The 14,979-nt window shown below is 71.0% G+C and carries 13 protein-coding genes; 9 read left to right on the top strand and 4 right to left on the bottom strand.

Going from position 1 to position 14,979, the window contains the following annotated elements:
* Nucleotides 1-65: 65 nt before the first annotated feature.
* Nucleotides 66-1,943, top strand: coding sequence for an ArnT family glycosyltransferase (locus QRX60_RS09545; RefSeq protein ID WP_286000405.1), 1,878 nt, complete (start codon nt 66-68; stop codon nt 1,941-1,943).
* Here QRX60_RS09545 and QRX60_RS09540 read toward each other — a convergent pair.
* Together QRX60_RS09540 and QRX60_RS09535 are read right to left on the bottom strand one after the other, a co-directional pair.
* Nucleotides 1,933-2,304 carry a hypothetical protein gene (locus tag QRX60_RS09540; RefSeq protein ID WP_286003541.1) on the bottom strand — a complete coding sequence of 124 codons (372 nt, stop codon included), beginning with the start codon at nt 2,302-2,304 and terminating at the stop codon, nt 1,933-1,935. The two genes, QRX60_RS09545 and QRX60_RS09540, sit on opposite strands and share 11 nt — an antisense overlap.
* A gap of 22 nt (nt 2,305-2,326) precedes the next feature.
* Complete coding sequence (locus QRX60_RS09535; protein WP_286000404.1) at nt 2,327-2,692, bottom strand: hypothetical protein; 366 nt, start codon at nt 2,690-2,692, stop codon at nt 2,327-2,329.
* Between the two features lie 449 nt (nt 2,693-3,141).
* Between QRX60_RS09535 and lanKC the strand changes: the two genes are divergently transcribed.
* The 4 genes from lanKC (at nt 3,142) to QRX60_RS09515 (ending at nt 9,723) form a co-directional block, all read left to right on the top strand.
* The gene (lanKC, locus tag QRX60_RS09530) at nt 3,142-5,706 is read left to right on the top strand and encodes a class III lanthionine synthetase LanKC (protein WP_286000403.1); all 2,565 of its coding nucleotides are present in this window, start codon (nt 3,142-3,144) and stop codon (nt 5,704-5,706) included.
* 35 nt (nt 5,707-5,741) lie between these two features.
* Nucleotides 5,742-5,885, top strand: coding sequence for a SapB/AmfS family lanthipeptide (locus QRX60_RS09525; protein ID WP_257922137.1), 144 nt, complete (start codon nt 5,742-5,744; stop codon nt 5,883-5,885).
* Nucleotides 5,886-6,013: 128 nt separating this feature from the next.
* On the top strand, nt 6,014-7,678 hold the full coding sequence (locus QRX60_RS09520) for an ABC transporter ATP-binding protein (RefSeq protein ID WP_286000402.1): 1,665 nt from the start codon (nt 6,014-6,016) through the stop codon (nt 7,676-7,678).
* Nucleotides 7,675-9,723: an ATP-binding cassette domain-containing protein gene (locus QRX60_RS09515; protein WP_286000401.1), complete on the top strand. Its 2,049-nt coding sequence runs from the start codon at nt 7,675-7,677 to the stop codon at nt 9,721-9,723. Before QRX60_RS09520 ends, QRX60_RS09515 begins: the two co-directional genes overlap by 4 nt.
* Nucleotides 9,724-9,956: 233 nt before the next feature.
* On the opposite strand, the gene QRX60_RS09510 is transcribed toward QRX60_RS09515, so the two are convergent.
* Complete coding sequence (locus tag QRX60_RS09510) at nt 9,957-10,370, bottom strand: acyl-CoA thioesterase (RefSeq protein ID WP_286000400.1); 414 nt, start codon at nt 10,368-10,370, stop codon at nt 9,957-9,959.
* Nucleotides 10,364-11,644 carry a hydroxyacid-oxoacid transhydrogenase gene (locus QRX60_RS09505; RefSeq protein ID WP_286000399.1) on the bottom strand — a complete coding sequence of 427 codons (1,281 nt, stop codon included), beginning with the start codon at nt 11,642-11,644 and terminating at the stop codon, nt 10,364-10,366. Before QRX60_RS09505 ends, QRX60_RS09510 begins: the two co-directional genes overlap by 7 nt.
* 135 nt (nt 11,645-11,779) lie before the next feature.
* Here QRX60_RS09505 and QRX60_RS09500 point away from each other — a divergent pair, with 135 nt between their 5' ends.
* From QRX60_RS09500 to QRX60_RS09485, 4 genes are all read left to right on the top strand, one after another.
* Nucleotides 11,780-13,438, top strand: coding sequence for a thiamine pyrophosphate-binding protein (locus QRX60_RS09500; RefSeq protein WP_286003540.1), 1,659 nt, complete (start codon nt 11,780-11,782; stop codon nt 13,436-13,438).
* Between the two features lie 213 nt (nt 13,439-13,651).
* The gene (locus QRX60_RS09495) at nt 13,652-13,825 is read left to right on the top strand and encodes a hypothetical protein (RefSeq protein WP_286000398.1); all 174 of its coding nucleotides are present in this window, start codon (nt 13,652-13,654) and stop codon (nt 13,823-13,825) included.
* A gap of 206 nt (nt 13,826-14,031) precedes the next feature.
* Nucleotides 14,032-14,235, top strand: a complete 204-nt coding sequence (locus QRX60_RS09490; protein ID WP_013222289.1) for a cold-shock protein — start codon at nt 14,032-14,034, stop codon at nt 14,233-14,235.
* A 64-nt stretch (nt 14,236-14,299) separates the two neighbouring features.
* A complete protein-coding gene (locus QRX60_RS09485) occupies nt 14,300-14,524 on the top strand; it encodes a heavy-metal-associated domain-containing protein (RefSeq protein ID WP_286000397.1) in 225 nt (74 codons plus the stop codon).
* The last annotated feature ends 455 nt before the right edge of the window (nt 14,525-14,979 follow it).

The raw sequence follows: 14,979 nt of genomic DNA, 5'->3' as shown, positions 1-14,979 counted from the left end.
ATCCGGAGCTTGAGGACTCCGGCGCCGCGCCGCCCTACCTTTCCCAGGGAACCGGAGGGGGCGACATGACGGCGAAGGCCGAGCGGATCGCGTTGGGGACGGTGCTGGCGGTCGCGGCGGCGTTGTGGGGATGGGCGCTGAGCAGGCCGCTGCAGCCGTACTACGCCGCCGCCGTGCACTCGATGTCCCACGACGTCTCGGCGTTCTTCTTCGCGGGCTTCGAGCCGGCGGGAGTCGTCACGGTCGACAAGCCACCGCTCGCGTTCTGGACCCAGGCGCTCGGCGTGGCCGTGTTCGGCTTCCACCCCTGGGCGATCGCGCTGGTCCAGGTCGTCGAAGGCGTGGCCGCCGTGTTCGTGCTGCACCGGGTGGTGCGCCGCTGGGCCGGCCCCCGGACCGCCCTGCTCGCCGCGGCGCTGTTCGCGCTGACGCCGATCACCGCGGCGATCAACCGCGACAACGTGCCGGACACCCTCCTGGTGCTCGTGCTGCTGCTCGCCGCCTACTGCGTCACCCGCGCCGTCGACAACGCGCGGTGGCTGGTGTGGGCCGGGGTGTTCGTCGGGCTGGGGTTCCTCACGAAGATGCTCGCCGCGTGGATCGTGCTGCCCGGCCTGGCGCTGGCGTACTTCGTCGCGGCGCCCGGCTCGCGCGGACGACGTCTCGCGTGGATCGGCTTGGCCGGCGGGGTGACGCTCGTCGTGTCACTGGCCTGGCCCGTCGTCGTCACCCTGTGGCCGGGCGCGAAGCCGTTCGTCGGCAGCACCACGGACGGCTCGGTCTGGCAGCTGGCGTTCGGCTACAACGGCGTGACGCGGCTGGTCGGCGGGTCGACCGGGATCGGCGGCGGCTACGGCGCCACGATCGGCGCGGCGCTCGGCGGCGGCGCGGGACCGCTGCGGTTGTTCGACGCCGAGGTCGGTGGGCAGATCGCCTGGCTGCTCCCGCTCGCGCTGGTGTCCCTGGTCGTCGCCGCTTGCCGCGCTCGTGGCGCCGCGGCGAAAACGAAGGCCGGCTGGGCGTTGTGGGGTGGCTGGCTGGTCGTCGGCGCCGCGGTCTTCTCGTTCACCGGCGGCATCTTCCACGCCTACTACACCGCCGAGCTCGCCCCGGCGATCGCGGCGCTCTCCGCGGCCGGCCTGGCCACGGCTTGGCGGTGGCACCGCTCGGAAGGACCGGCCCGGTTCGTGCTGCCGGCCGCGGTGGCGGGGACGGCGCTGCTCGCTTACGTCCTCCTCGACCGGACGCCGGACTGGCTGCCGTGGCTGCGGTACCCCGTGCTCGCGCTGGCGCTGCTCGCCGTCGTCGCGGCGCTCCTGCGGGCTCCGCGCGTCGCGGTCGTCATCGGGCTGGCCGCCGTCGTGGCCGGTCCCGCCGCCTTCGTCGTCGACACCGCCGTGCGTCCGGCCAGCGTGCTGGAGACCGCCGACCCGGGTGCCGGGCCGCCGTCGACGGACGCGGTGCGCACGGTCGTCGGCCTCAACACCGGACAGGGTGCCGAGGCGGGGTATGTCCGGTTCATCGAGAACGCGTACCGGCTCAGCCCGGGTCAGCGGGAGGTGCTCGCGTACGCGCAGGCGTCGTCCACGGAAATCGTCCTGGCCGTCGAGGGCGGCACCTACGGCGCGGACCCGTTCCTGCTGAACACCGACGCGCGCGTGGCGCCGCTGGGCGGTTACCTGGGCTTCGATCCGGCGCCGCCCGCCGCCGACCTGCCGCAGTGGGTGTCGGCCGGGAAGCTGCGGTACGTGCTGTTGCCGCAGGTGTTCCTCGAGATCGGCCGCGGCGCCGCCAAACAGCGGACCGCCGCCGTGGGGGACGCGGGCGAGCTGACCGGGCGCATCGGGTGGGAGGCGAAGCACTGCCGTCCGGTGCCGCCCGCGCGGATCGGCCCGGACGCCGCCACCGCCGGGGTGCTGTTCGACTGCGGAGTCAGGCCGTGACCTTGACCGGGGCGGTGCGGCGGAGCCAGTACAGCCCGATGACCGGCAGCACCAGCGGGATGAACAGGTAGCCCTCGCCGTAGACCGACCAGACGGTCGGGTGCCGGAACGCAGCCGCGTCGACGAGGCTGAGCGTGCCGATGGTCAGCACGCCCAGCAGTTCGATCGAGCAGGCCGCCAGCGCCACGCGCCACCAGCCGTCGCCGCGGCGGGCCAGCGCGATCGTCGCGACGATGTACACGACCGCGGCGAACGCCGAGAGCAGGTAGGCCAGCGGTGCTTCGTGGAACTTCGTGCTGATCTGGACGCCGGCCCGCGACGTCGCGGCCAGCGCGAAGATCGCGTACACGGCGACGAGCACCCGTCCGGGGCCGGAGGCCGTCCTACGCTGTTGCTCCACTCCACACCTCGTTCAGTCGCAGCACCATCACCGGGATGGCCAGGCAGGCGATGCCGAGCACCGCGGTGCTCGACCGGCTCCGCTCGGCCAGTGCCCAGGCGGCGCCGACGGGCAGCACGACCAGGCAGCCGATCAGGTAGGCCAGGTAGGTCGCCAGGCTGCCCGGCCGGTCGCCGCCGGCGAGCAGCACGATCCCGATCACCAGCTGGACGACCAGCAGGACCTCGACGACCGCGATCCCGATCAGGAGCGGGTTGTCCGGCAGCCGGTTGCGGGCCGACTGGACGAAGCTCCAGAGCGCGACGAGCGTGGCCGCAACGGCGACCGTCACGGCGAATCCGAAGATCACCCGTTCCTCCTTCCGGTCCGCCGGACGCCAACTTACTCCGTAGTACCGGCAGGTCCGTCCGCCGAGGTGCCGCGGGCGTGGCGTGGACCACCCGGATCGCTCCACAGTGGACTTCCCGGATCAACGAGGTGTGGTCGCACCAGGTGAATTGATCACCAGAAGGTGTTGATGGCATCGTGCCAATTCGGTGGTTTATTCCGTGTTATCCTGGTGTGGACCTGCGGGAATGTTGTAAAAGGCTTCGTGTTACACCCCGACAGAGTGGTTGGCAATCGGCCAAGAATCACGCTGGGTTCGGCTACCGACTGGTATGTGCCCGTTTCGCCTACCTCGGATAGCCCAGTTGAACCCCCGGGTTGGCGGATAGGCGCGGGGCTGTCCGGCATGGGGGAATATTCCTCGTCCCCGGAGCTGAGGTGCCCGGGGGAACGCATGGAGGGGTATCTTCGATGGACCTGCGCTACGAAGCATTTTGCTTCGCCGATCCGTTGTTCTACGACGAACAACAGGAAATCGGCGCGCCGGTCGACGATTTTGCCCAGGCGCTGCCGGCGCCGGCCTCCGGCTGGATCACCGGTGATCGCGGAGTTTGGCGGTCGCTGCGTCCGGAGGGTCGCCAACTTCCCGGCCAGGGTTGGAAAATCCACGTTTCCGCCGGTCTGGACAACGCCCGGCGCGTGCTCGTGCAGGTGCACGAGTACTGTATCGAGCGCCGGATCTCCTACAAGCACCTCCGCTCGCTGATGATCCTGCTCGCCCGGAATTCGAAATACGCCCCCCGTGACGGCAGCGCCAAGCTCATCACCATTTATCCGGCTGACGAAGACGAGTTGGGGCGCGTTCTCGAAGATCTGGCGGTTCGGCTCGACGGCGAGCACGGTGCCTATATCCTGAGCGACCTCAGATACGGCGACGGGCCACTCTACGTCCGTTACGGCGGTTTCGCCGAACAGTGGGTCGAACACGACGGCAACCGCGTCCTGGCGATCCGCAAGCCGGATGGCCGGCTGGTTCCCGACAAGCGGGAACCGACGTTCTCCGTCCCCGACTGGGTGAAGATTCCGGCCTGCCTGCAGAGCAGCGTCGCCGCGCGCAAGGGCGGCGACCCGGCCCAGTTCCCCTACCAGGTGACGCGCTCCCTGCACTTCTCCAACGGTGGCGGCGTCTACCTCGCCGACCCCAAGGCGGGCGGCGAAGAGGTCGTCCTCAAGGAAGCCCGTCCGCACGCCGGCCTCGACAAGGCGCGCATCGACGCCGTCGAACGGCTGCGCCGCGAACACGAGGTGCTCGACCGGCTGAACGACGTCCCCGGCGTGCCGCGCGTCTTCGAGCACTTCACGGTCTGGGAGCACCACTACCTGGCCATGGAGTACATGCCGGGCAATTCGCTGGGCAACTGGCTGGCCCGCAACTACCCGCTGACCAGGCGCGACACGACCGACGCGGACCTCGCCGCCTACGCCCGGCGCGCGCTCGACGTCGTCGCCCGGGTCGAGGAGACGGTCGAGGCGATCCACGCCCGCGGTGTCGTCTTCGGCGACCTGCACCCGCTGAACATCCTCATCGACGAGGACGACGACGGCCGGATCTCCCTGATCGACTTCGAGATGGCCTTCGACGTCGAGTCCGGCGACCGCCCGGCGCTGGGCGCCCCCGGGTTCCGCGCCCCGGCCGACCGCACCGGCTTCGAGATCGACGAGCACGCGATCGCGGCGTTGCGGCTGTGGCTGTTCCTTCCGCTCTCGCAGCTGACGGAGCTCGCGCCGGCGAAGCTGCGCGGTATCGCCGACTTCGTCGAACGCCGGTTCGCACTGCCCCGGGGGTACGCGGACGCCGCAGTCGCGGTGCTGGCCCCGCGTGACGCTCCCGCGGAGCCGGCACCGGTCCACACGGAGCTCGACCAGGAGAAGCCCGACTGGCCGCTGGTCCGCAAGCAGATCGCCGAAGCGATCCTGGCCAGCGCGACGCCCGAGCGCCAGGACCGGCTGTTCCCCGGTGACATCGAGCAGTTCCGGGTCGGCGGCGCCTGTTTCGGCGTCGGTGCCGCGGGCGTGCTGCACGCCCTCGACGTCATCGGCGCCGGCCGGTTCCCCGAACACGAGCGCTGGCTGATCGACTCGGTCCGCCGTGAGCCGCCGACCCGGCCCGGGTTCTACGACGGCAGCTACGGCATCGCTTACGTGCTGGAGAACTTCGGTCACCACGACGAGGCGACCAAGCTGCTGGCGTCGTCCGCGAGGCTCGTCGAGCAGACGACCGACCACGCGCTGGAAGGTGGCCTGGCCGGCATCGGGCTGACCATGCTGCACTTCGCGACGGTCCGCCAGGACAACGAGTTCGGCCGCCAGGCCCTGAGCACGGCCGTCCGGCTGGCCGAATCGCTGGAGACGGCCACGCCCCCGGGGAACTTCGCCCGCGCCGGCCTGCTGTCCGGCTGGTCCGGACCCGCGCTGCTGTTCGTCCGGCTCTTCGAGCGCACCGGCGAACCGGCGTGGCTGTCCTTCGCCGACCAGGCGTTGTGCCGTGACCTCGAAGAGTGCGTCGAGTCCGACGACGGCTCGCTGCAGGTCCGCGACGGCGCGGCTCGTACGTTGCCTTATGTCGGCATCGGCAGCGGCGGGATCCTCCTGGTCACCGAGCAGCTGGCGCGGCACCGCCCGGACGCCGAAGCCTGCGAAAGCCTGCCCGCGCTGCGCGAATCGTGCCGCGGCGAGTTCGTCATCCACCCCGGCCTGCTCTACGGCCGGTGCGGGCTCGCGGTGGCGCTGGGCATGGACCCGGACCCGGAGCCGCCGATCCGCGCGGCGATCGACCTGCACCTGGCGCGGCTGGCCTGGTACGCGGTGCCGTTCAAGGGCGGCCTCGCCTTCCCCGGCAACCAGCTGCTGCGTCTGTCGATGGACCTCAAGACCGGCAGTGCGGGGATCCTCCTCGCGCTCGCCGCCCTCCTGGACGGCAAGGAGGTGCTGCCCTTCCTGGGCAGCACGCCGTCCCCCCAGACCACCGGTCGTTGACCGGCGGAATCCAAAGAAGAGAAAGAAGGAACACGATGGAACTCGTTCTGGAGCTGCAGGCCATGGAGACTCCCGAGGTGCTCGACGGCGGCCACGGTGGCGGTGGCGGCGGCACGTCGAACCTGAGCCTGCTCGCCTCCTGCGCCGACAGCACCATCAGCCTGCTGACCTGCCACTGACCTGGCGGATCGCCGGCAAGTAGTGCCTAGGTGAACGGTGCGGGAGCGGCACAGGCCAAGTGCGCCGCTCCCGCACCTTCATTGTGGCCCCGGTACCGCCTCGGCGGTACCTCGTCCGAAGGAGTGAGATGCGCGGCCCCGCCGATCGGTTGCTGGCCAGGGTGGCCGGTCTCGATCGTCCCCGGCTGGCCGCCGTCGTGGGTACCGCGTTGGTCGCCACCGCGGCCGGTCTGCTCCTTCCCGGCGCGCTCGCGGCAGCGGTCGACAGCGTTGTCGCGGGCCGCCGGAGCTGGCCCGAAGTCTCCTGGCTGCTGCTCGTCGGCGGCGCGGAGATCGCGGCCGACGTCGTGGGTGGCATCCTGACCACCCGCGTCACCGCGACGGCGTCCGCATGGCTGCGCCGCACGGTCTCCGACAAGCTCTTCGCGTTCGGCACCCGTTCGCGCTTCGCCGAGGGCGACGCGATCAGCCGCCTCACCGGCGACTGCGTCGGTGCCGGTGGCATCGTCACGATCATCATCCAGTGCGGCTCGATGCTGGTCATCTCGACCGGCGCGGTCGTCCTGCTCGCCCTCCTGGACTGGCGCCTGGCGCTCGTCTTCCTGGGCAGCATCCCGTTCGCCCTGCTGCTCGCCCGCAGCCATCTCCGCCGCACCGCCGACGACGTCCTCACCTACCAGCGGGTCTCCGGTGAGCTCGCGGCCCGGATGGTCGACGCGGTCGCCGGCCTCCGCACCATCGCCGCGTCCGGCACCGCCGACCGCGAGGCCGAACGGGTCCTGCGTCCCCTGCCGAAGCTGACGCTCGCCGGACAGGGCCTCTGGCGCACCCAGGCGCGGATGGTCTGGCGCGCCGGCCTGCTGACGCCGGCCGTGGAAATCTCCGTGCTGGCCGCAGCCGGCTTCGGCGTCCTCGCGGGCCGGCTCAGCGTCGGCGACGTCGTGGCCACGCTCGGCTACGTGGCGCTCGGCCTCGGCCTGGTCACCCAGATCCCGCTGCTCACCATGCTGTCCCGGGCGCGCGGCTGCGCCGAACGGCTCGTCGAGGTCCTCGACGAGCCCGAACCCGTGCCCGGCAAGCTCCCGCTCCTGTCCGGCGACGGCACCGTCGAACTCCGCCACGTCGGCGTCACGGGCGCACTGGCGGAGATCGACCTGCGCATCGACGGTGGGACCTTCCTCGCGGTCGTCGGCCGGTCGGGCGCGGGCAAGTCCGCGCTGGCCGGTGTGCTCGGCGGACTGATCACGCCCGACGAAGGTCAGGTCCTGCTCGACGGCCGTCCGCTCGAGCGCATCCGCCGCGAGGAGTTGCGCGCCGTCATCGGCTACGCCTTCGAACGGCCCGCGCTGCTCGGCGCCACGGTCGCGGACGCGGTCGGCTACGGCTCCTGGGCCGGCGAGTCCGCCGTTCGCAACGCGTGCCGGACCGCGCAGGTCGACGAGGTCGTCGTCCGCCTGCCCGACGGCTACCACACGCCGCTGTCCGAGACGCCGCTTTCGGGCGGCGAAGCCCAGCGGCTCGGTCTGGCCCGCGCGATCGTGCACAACCCGCGCGTCCTGATCTTCGACGACGCCACGGCCAGCCTCGACACGGTTACCGAGGCCGCCGTCGAGCGCGCTGTGGCCGGCGCGCTGCCCGGCCGCACCCGCGTCGTCGTGACCCACCGGGCGGGCACCGCCGCCCGCGCCGACCTGGTGGCCTGGCTCGAGGAGGGCCGGATCCGCGCGGTGGCCCCGCACGCCGCGCTCTGGCAGGAGCCCGGCTACCGGGGTGTCTTCACGGAGGACGCGTGAGCCTGCGCCGGTTGTACTGGTCCGCTCTCGCCGGGCAATGGCGTGGCGGCGTGGTGCTGCTCATGTGTTCGCTGCTCGAAGGCGTACCTGCTTTCTTCTCGGGCCGGCTCGTCGAGCTGTCCGTGGACCGGGGCTTCTCGGTCGGCGACCCCGCGGCCGGCCTCGGCTGGCTGGCGTTGTTCGGGCTCGCCGCCGTGCTCGGCGCGTTCGGCTCGCGGATGGTGTGGCACCAACTCGGCAAGGTGGTCGAGCCGCTGCGTGACGCCCTGGTGACGGCGGTCGTCCGTGGCGTGCTGCACGACCAGTCCCCGCCGCGCAACCAGCCGGACTCCAGCGGCGTCGCCCGGATCACCCAGCACGTCGAAGTCGTCCGCGACGCGACCGCCGGCCTGCTGGTGCAAGCCCGCGGCATGCTGGTGACGACGGCTTCCGCGCTCGCCGGCCTCGTGACGGTCGCCGGCGCGTTGGTGATCCCGGTCGCGGTGCCGGTGGTCGTCTCGCTGGTCGCCTTCGTCTGCCTCCTTCCCTCTCTCGCTCGCCGCCAGCGCGCGCTCGCCCTGGCCGACGAGCACACGGCCGCGACGGCGGGCGCGTCCCTGGCCGGGATGCGCGACATCGTGGCGTGCGGCGCCGAGCCGATCGCCGCGCTGGCGATGTACGACGCGGTCGACGAGCAGGCGACGGCCGCGATCCGCGTGGCGCGGTCGAGCGCCCTCCGAGCCCTGGTGATCTCGCTCGGCGGGTTCGTCCCGTTGCTGCTCGCGCTGGCGTTGGCGCCGGGCCTGGTGGCGCGCGGCGAACTGACCGCGGGAGCCGCGCTCGGCGCGCTGGTCTACCTGGCCACGACGATGCAACCGGCCCTCCGAGGCCTGGCAGCCACGGCCGGCACCGTCGTCCTGCGCCTGCTGGTCGCACTCCGCAGGCTGGCGGAGACGGCCGAGCTGCCCGTCGTGTCCGACGGCACGGCGACCCCGCGCGGCACTGACGTCGAGGTTCGTGGCCTCACGTTCGGCTGGGGCGCGACGGCTGAGCCCGTGGTCCGTGGGCTGGACCTGGGCCTGCGGCCGGGGGAGCACCTCGCCGTCGTCGGGCCGAGTGGCATCGGCAAGTCGACATTGGCCGGCTTGCTGACCGGGATGCTGACGCCGCAGGAAGGCCGCGTGCTGCTGGGCGGCGTCCCGGTCCGGGACGTGCCCGCGGCGCTTCGGCACGAGCTCGTGGCGCTGATCCCGCAGGAGGCCTACGTCTTCGCGGGAACCGTGCGGGACAACGTCGGGCTCTTCGCGTCGTCAGCTTCGGACGACGTGCTGTCGGCCGCTGTCGACGCGGTGGGCGCGGCCGTGTTGCTTCGGCGCCTCGGTGGTCTCGACGCCGAGATCGGTCACGGCGGCGAAGGCATCTCCGCGGGCGAAGCGCAGTTGCTCGCGCTGGCCAGGGTCTACGCCAGTTCGGCGGAGTTCGTGATCCTCGATGAAGCGACCTCCCATCTCGACCCGGTGTCGGAGGCCCGCGCGGAGCGGGCCTTCGCCGCGCGGGGTGGTGTCCTGGTGGTGATCGCGCACCGGCTTTCGTCGGCATTGCGCGCGGATCGCGTCCTCGTCATGGACGGCCGCGAGACCGCCCTGGGCCGCCATGCCGACCTGTTGGCCAGGTCGGCGCGGTACGCCCAACTCATGCAGGCGTGGGCGACACCGGTGGCTGGGGACCCAGCCACCGGTGCCGAGCCGACCGCGGGTGCAGGAAGCCAACCGGCCGGTACCGGGGGCTCGCCGCCTGCGGGCAGTGGCGCGACCGTTGGCGGGGCGCCTGCCGGCAACGGGTGCGCTACCACTGCGAATCCGCCAGTGGGCACAGGATCTGCGGTCGCCTCCGGGGCGCCTGCCGGCGACGGAGCCGCAGCTACTGCTGGTCCGTCAGTGGACGTGGGGACCGCCGCCGGCACGCCTGCCGGCAACGGAGCCACGAGCGGGCCGCCTTCTCACAACGGTGCCACCGGATCGACGCCTAGGCCGTCATCCGTGTCGCGAGCCGCTCGAGCGAGCTGACTTCCCGTCCACTGTGGACGTATCTCCTGGTGCTTCCAGATTATCGCCGTCGAGCGGTCCGGGAACCCCTCGGTGCGAATCTGTGGACAACTCGCCGATCTTTTCCTCGCCTGTGGACAACTCGGGCCGGTCGACCGGTTCTGTCGGTGCCGTGATGCATGATCGGAAGCGCGGGAAGAACCCGGCCCGGAACCGGCACCGTCAGAGAGGAGGTGAACCGCCGGCGGTCGACGTCATCCGGGTTGCAGTGCTTCCAGCGCCGCACGCAGCTTGCCGGCGAGCGGCGTCGGCCTGCGGGTCTCGCGGTCCACGAAGACGTGCACGAAGTGCCCTTCCGCGACCAGGGACTCGTCGGCGGCGTACATGCCGATTTCGTAGCGCACGCTGGACTTCCCAAGGTGTGCCACGCGCAAGCCCACCCGCAACGTTCCAGGAAAGGAAACCGATGAGTGATACCCGCAGTGCGACTCGACGCACAGCCCGATCACCTCCCCGGCTTCGATGTCGAGGCCGCCCTGCTCGATCAGCCACGTGTTGATCACGGTGTCCATCAGCGAGTAGTGCACGACGTTGTTGACGTGTCCGTAGACGTCGTTGTCCTTCCAGCGCAACGGAACCGTCTGCCAGTGCGGGTACCCGTTCACCACAGCGACACCGACTCGCGCAGGATGCCGGAAAGGTCCTCCTCGGACGCCTCGCGGGGTGCGGTGGCCAGCAACCGTTGCTGCTTCAGCGTTCCCTCGACCAGGGAGTCCACATCGGACTCCGCGTAGCCGACGGCACCGATGCCGTCCGGGATGCCGATCTGCCGCATCAGGTCGATCAGCACCGCGGGCAGGTGGTCGGCGAAGTCGCCGGGCCACTCGAAGTCGGGCGCCAGCAGGCGCGCGACGCGCAGGTGGCGGTCCGGCGCCGCGTCGAAGGTGAAGCGGAACGCGGCGGGCGCCGTCAGCGACACGGCCATGCCATGCGGCACCATGGGTTCGTCGCCCGGGTAGCCGTCCGGGTGGAAATCCCTGACCTGCCCGGCGATGGGGTACGCGTTGGCGTGCGGGATGTGCACGCCGGCGTTGCCGAACCCGAGTCCGGCGAACGTCGCGGCGAGGGCCATGGCTTCGCGCGCCTTGAGGTCGTCGCCGTCGCGCACGGCGGCGGGGAGGGCCCACGACAGCAGCCGCAGCGACTGTTCGGCGAACATGTCGGCCAGCGGGTTCGAGCCGCAGTACGGCACGCGCTGCTCCGGGCGCTTGCGCTCGAAGTCGGTGTACGGCTTCGCGGTGTAGCTCTCCGCGGCGTGGCAGAGGATGTCCATGCCGCTGGCAGCGGTCACCCCGGCCGGCTGGCTGACGGTGAGCCGCGGGTCGACGACGGCGAGGGTCGGGCGCAGTCGCAGGTGGCTGATCCCGCTCTTGACGCGCAGGGACAGCACGTCGAGCACGCAGACCGTGGTGCTCTCCGAGCCGGTGCCGGTGGTCGTGGGAACGGCGACCAGCGGCTTCAGCGGGCGATCGGGCGCGCGGCCGCCGCCGACCGGTGCGTTGACGTAGTCCATCAGCTCGCCGTCGTTGCTGGTGAGCAGGTTCGCCGCCTTGGCGGTGTCGATGGCCGACCCGCCGCCGACGGCGACGAAGGCGTCGTACGGACCGGTTCCGCGGGCGAAGTCAACCGCCTTCTGCATGCTGACATCGGTGGGTTCGACGTGTACGCCGTCGAAGATCTCGGTTTCGATGCCGTAACCCGCGATCCCGTCGGCGATGCGGCGCGGCCAGCCGGTCGCGGCGACCTGCGGGTCCGTCACGACGAGCACGCGGTGCACGCCGTACTGGGTCAGGTCGTAGCCGATCTCGTCGCTGGCGCCGGTGCCGTACTTCAACGCCGGTGCACCATAAGTAAAAACGGTTTCATGTTCGGTCGCGGTCAAGACTGCGGTCCTCGCTCCCTTGATCGGCTAGCAGTCGGTCAAAGCGGACATTCAGCCCATCCTTACCGGGTTTCGGCGAAGATCACTTGACTGCACTGAACGGTGCCCGCCTAAGCTCTCCTCATTAGATACCAACTGGGAGCGACCGTCGCCCAGACGGCCGTGCGGATCCTGACCGAGGCGCGTGTCCGCCGCGTGTACGCGGTGGTGGGCGAATCCTTCCTGGAACTGCTCGACGCCATGCAGCGCGAGCGGGAGATAACGCTGGTCTCGGCGCGCCACGACGCGGGCGCGGCGTTCATGGCGGAGGCGGAGGGCAAGCTCACCGAACGGCCCGCCGTGCTGCTCGCCAGCCGGGGGCCGAGCGCGGCGAGCCTGGCGATCGGCGTCCAGACGGCGTACCAGGACGAGACGCCGATGGTCGTGCTGCTGGAGACGCCGGCGACCGAACCATTGCCTTCGTCGTCCGGGGAGCTGCCGACGTCGGACCTGACGGCCATGTTCGAGTCGATCGCCAAGTCGACCTTGCGGGTGACCGACCCGGACGGCCTGCCCGGCCTGCTCGCGCACGCGCTGACCACGTCGCAGGAGGGACGGCCGGGGCCGGTCGTGCTCGGCGTGCCCTGTGACGTCTGGGGGATGCCCTACGACGCGGCGAAGCCGATGGCGCGGGTCCGGCCGCCGGCTTCCGGCACGCTGGGCCGTTCGGCGGACGCCGTGGCGCAACTGGTGGACGAGGCGAAGTACCCCGTGGTCATCGTCGGCGGGCGGGCCCGGTCCGCGCGCGACGAGCTGATCGCGGTCGCCGACGAGCTCGCGCTGCCCGTCTACAACGCCTTCCGGCGGCAGGACGCATTCCCGGAGAACCACGCGCGCTACGCCGGCCACCTCGGGCTCGGCATCCCTGCTCGGCAGCTGGACGCCCTGGAACGGGCCGATCTGGTGCTCGCGCTCGGCACCCAGCTCGACGAGGTCACCACCCAGGCCTACCGCTACCCGACGCCCCAGCAGACGCTGGTCATGGTCGGCACCGGCATCGACGTCAGCCCGAAGCGGCGCGGGCTCACCTTCCGCGTCGACTCCGAGGTCGAGCCGTTCCTGCGGGAGCTGCGCGAGGTGGCGTCGCCGCGGACGCGGCGGGCTTCGGCGGCGAACGCGGCCGTCCACACCTTCATGACGCCGCCCGACACGAGCGGCAACACCCGGGTGCACCCGGTCGACGTCGTCCGCGCGCTGCGGAAGCTGGCGCCCGAGGACACCATCGTGACCAGCGACGCGGGCAACTTCGCACAGTTCATGCACCGGTACTGGTGCTTCACCGCGCCGCGCAGCCAGCTCGGCCCGAGCAACGCCGCGATGGGCTACGCCGTGCCGGCCGCGGTGGCGGCGAAGCTGGCCGAGCCGCGGCGGACCGTCGTGGCCATGGTCGGCGACGCCGGGACGTTGATGACCGGCCAGGAGATCGAAACGGCCGTGCGGTACCGGGCGCCGGTGATGGTCGTCGTCTTCCAAAACGGCGTGCACGGCGCGCTCGCCATGCACCAGGCCCGCATGCACGGCAGGCTGTCGGGGGTCTCCATCCCGCTGACCGACTTCGCGTCTTGGGCGCGTGGACTCGGCGCGGCCGGGTACACGGTGGACGATCGCGAGGAGCTCGAGCCGATCATCGCCAGTGCGCTGGTGCGGCAGCGGCCGTGCGTGATCGACGTGCGCACCGACCCGGACGTGGTTACTCCGGACGTGCGGCTTTCGGCCCTGCTCGGGCAGGGGCGTCCGCAACCGCCCGCCCAGTAAGGGTTTGCTCGGTTTCGCTTCGGAAAACGCCGGGGAAGTTGTGTGGTAGCACGGCGGCGGCTCGGGTAATCTGACGTTGTTCCGGTGGTGGTTCGCCGCTGAACCTTCCCGGCCGGGTCCCGGCGGGAAACAACCGGTTTCTGTCGGTGCCGCATGGCACCATCACGGTCATGACCCGCGCCGCAGCGGGCAGGGAACGAGGGGAGTTTCGACGTGACCGATCACCAGCACGCATCCGAACCAGCGCGGAAGTCCTCCGGCGTCGTACCGGTGCTGTTCAGCGCCAGCGCGGAGGCTCACGACGACGCCGTGGTCGCCGCGGAGCGCGACACGACCTGGCGTTCGCCGTTCAGCGCGGAGGGGCTGCGCCCGGCGAGTGGCGAATAGCTCACCCCTGTCGGGTGATGACGGCTTGTCCGCCCTGCTCAAGGTGTGCTTTACTGACCAAGGTCTCGATTTTTGTGTTCGTGTTGAGTCACGCTCGCAGAATTCAGCGGGCGTAGTGTCTCCTCGCCGAGGAAGCAAACCGTCCTGGTGTTGACCCGGGGCGCCGAAGTGGCTTCCTGTTTTGTGGTTGCATATGGAGATTTTTGATGACTCAGGGCACTGTGAAGTGGTTCAACTCCGAGAAGGGGTTCGGCTTCATCACCCCCGACAACGGTGGCGGCGACGTCTTCGTTCACTACAGCGAGATCCAGGGTAACGGCTTCAAGAGCCTCGAGGAGAACGCTCGCGTCGAGTTCGAGATCGGCCAGGGCCAGAAGGGCCCGCAGGCCACGTCGGTCACCGTGATCTGACTTTGATCTTGGAAAAGGGCCGTCACCCGTACGGGGTGGCGGCTCTTTTCGTATGCTGCGCACCATGATCGAGCACGGGTACACCGTCTCCGGGATGAGCTGCGGGCACTGCGCCCAGTCGGTCACCGAAGAACTCACCGGCCTGCCGGGAGTGACCGAAGTGGACGTCGACGTCGCGACCGGCCGGGTGGTCGTTCGCGCCGGAACCCCGTTGGCGGAGGACGACGTGCGGGCCGCGGTCGAGGAGGCGGGCTTCTCCTACGAGGGCACGGCGAGCCTGGTCTCGTAGCTCTTCGCCGGGGTTTGACCTCGGGTTGTTCTTCTCCGCCGGGTTGATCTCCACGGTGGACAGTCCACTGGAGATTCCGGCGCGGGTGTGACCTTTGGCTCACTCGGCGGCCCGGCCGTTCGGCACGCGGTCGGCGTGGTCGCGCGAGGCGCCCGGCACTGCCTCGGCGGGACAGGCGTGGCTGGTGTGGTGCGCCGCTCACAATGCGGCTGGTACACCGGCTCGATCCGGCCGGCCGGTCTGCGCGATCCGCCCGGCACGGCCGCGGTGACGCGGGCGAGGCTGCTCAATCCAGCCCGCGCGATCCCTAGCCATCCGACCAGCCACACGGCTACGCAATCCCCGAGCGGTCCGGCCTGCCTGCGCGGCTGCGCGATCCCCGAGTGGTCCGGCCAGCGCGACTGCGCAAGCGACGGCGCCTGAACACAGGCCCCTGAACACAGCCACTTGAACAC

This window comes from Amycolatopsis mongoliensis, assembly GCF_030285665.1.
GTDB classification, from domain to species: domain Bacteria; phylum Actinomycetota; class Actinomycetes; order Mycobacteriales; family Pseudonocardiaceae; genus Amycolatopsis; species Amycolatopsis mongoliensis.
The sequence above is the reverse complement of the archived record's forward strand: the minus strand, read 5'-3'. Positions and strand labels throughout refer to the sequence as shown.

Coding starts and splice junctions, on each gene's coding strand:
- QRX60_RS09490 (WP_013222289.1), top strand. CDS start 14,032: ATGACTCAGGGCACTGTGAAGTGGTTCAACTCCGAGAAGGGGTTCGGC.
- lanKC (WP_286000403.1), top strand. CDS start 3,142: ATGGACCTGCGCTACGAAGCATTTTGCTTCGCCGATCCGTTGTTCTAC.
- QRX60_RS09520 (WP_286000402.1), top strand. CDS start 6,014: ATGCGCGGCCCCGCCGATCGGTTGCTGGCCAGGGTGGCCGGTCTCGAT.
- QRX60_RS09525 (WP_257922137.1), top strand. CDS start 5,742: ATGGAACTCGTTCTGGAGCTGCAGGCCATGGAGACTCCCGAGGTGCTC.
- QRX60_RS09545 (WP_286000405.1), top strand. CDS start 66: ATGACGGCGAAGGCCGAGCGGATCGCGTTGGGGACGGTGCTGGCGGTC.
- QRX60_RS09485 (WP_286000397.1), top strand. CDS start 14,300: ATGATCGAGCACGGGTACACCGTCTCCGGGATGAGCTGCGGGCACTGC.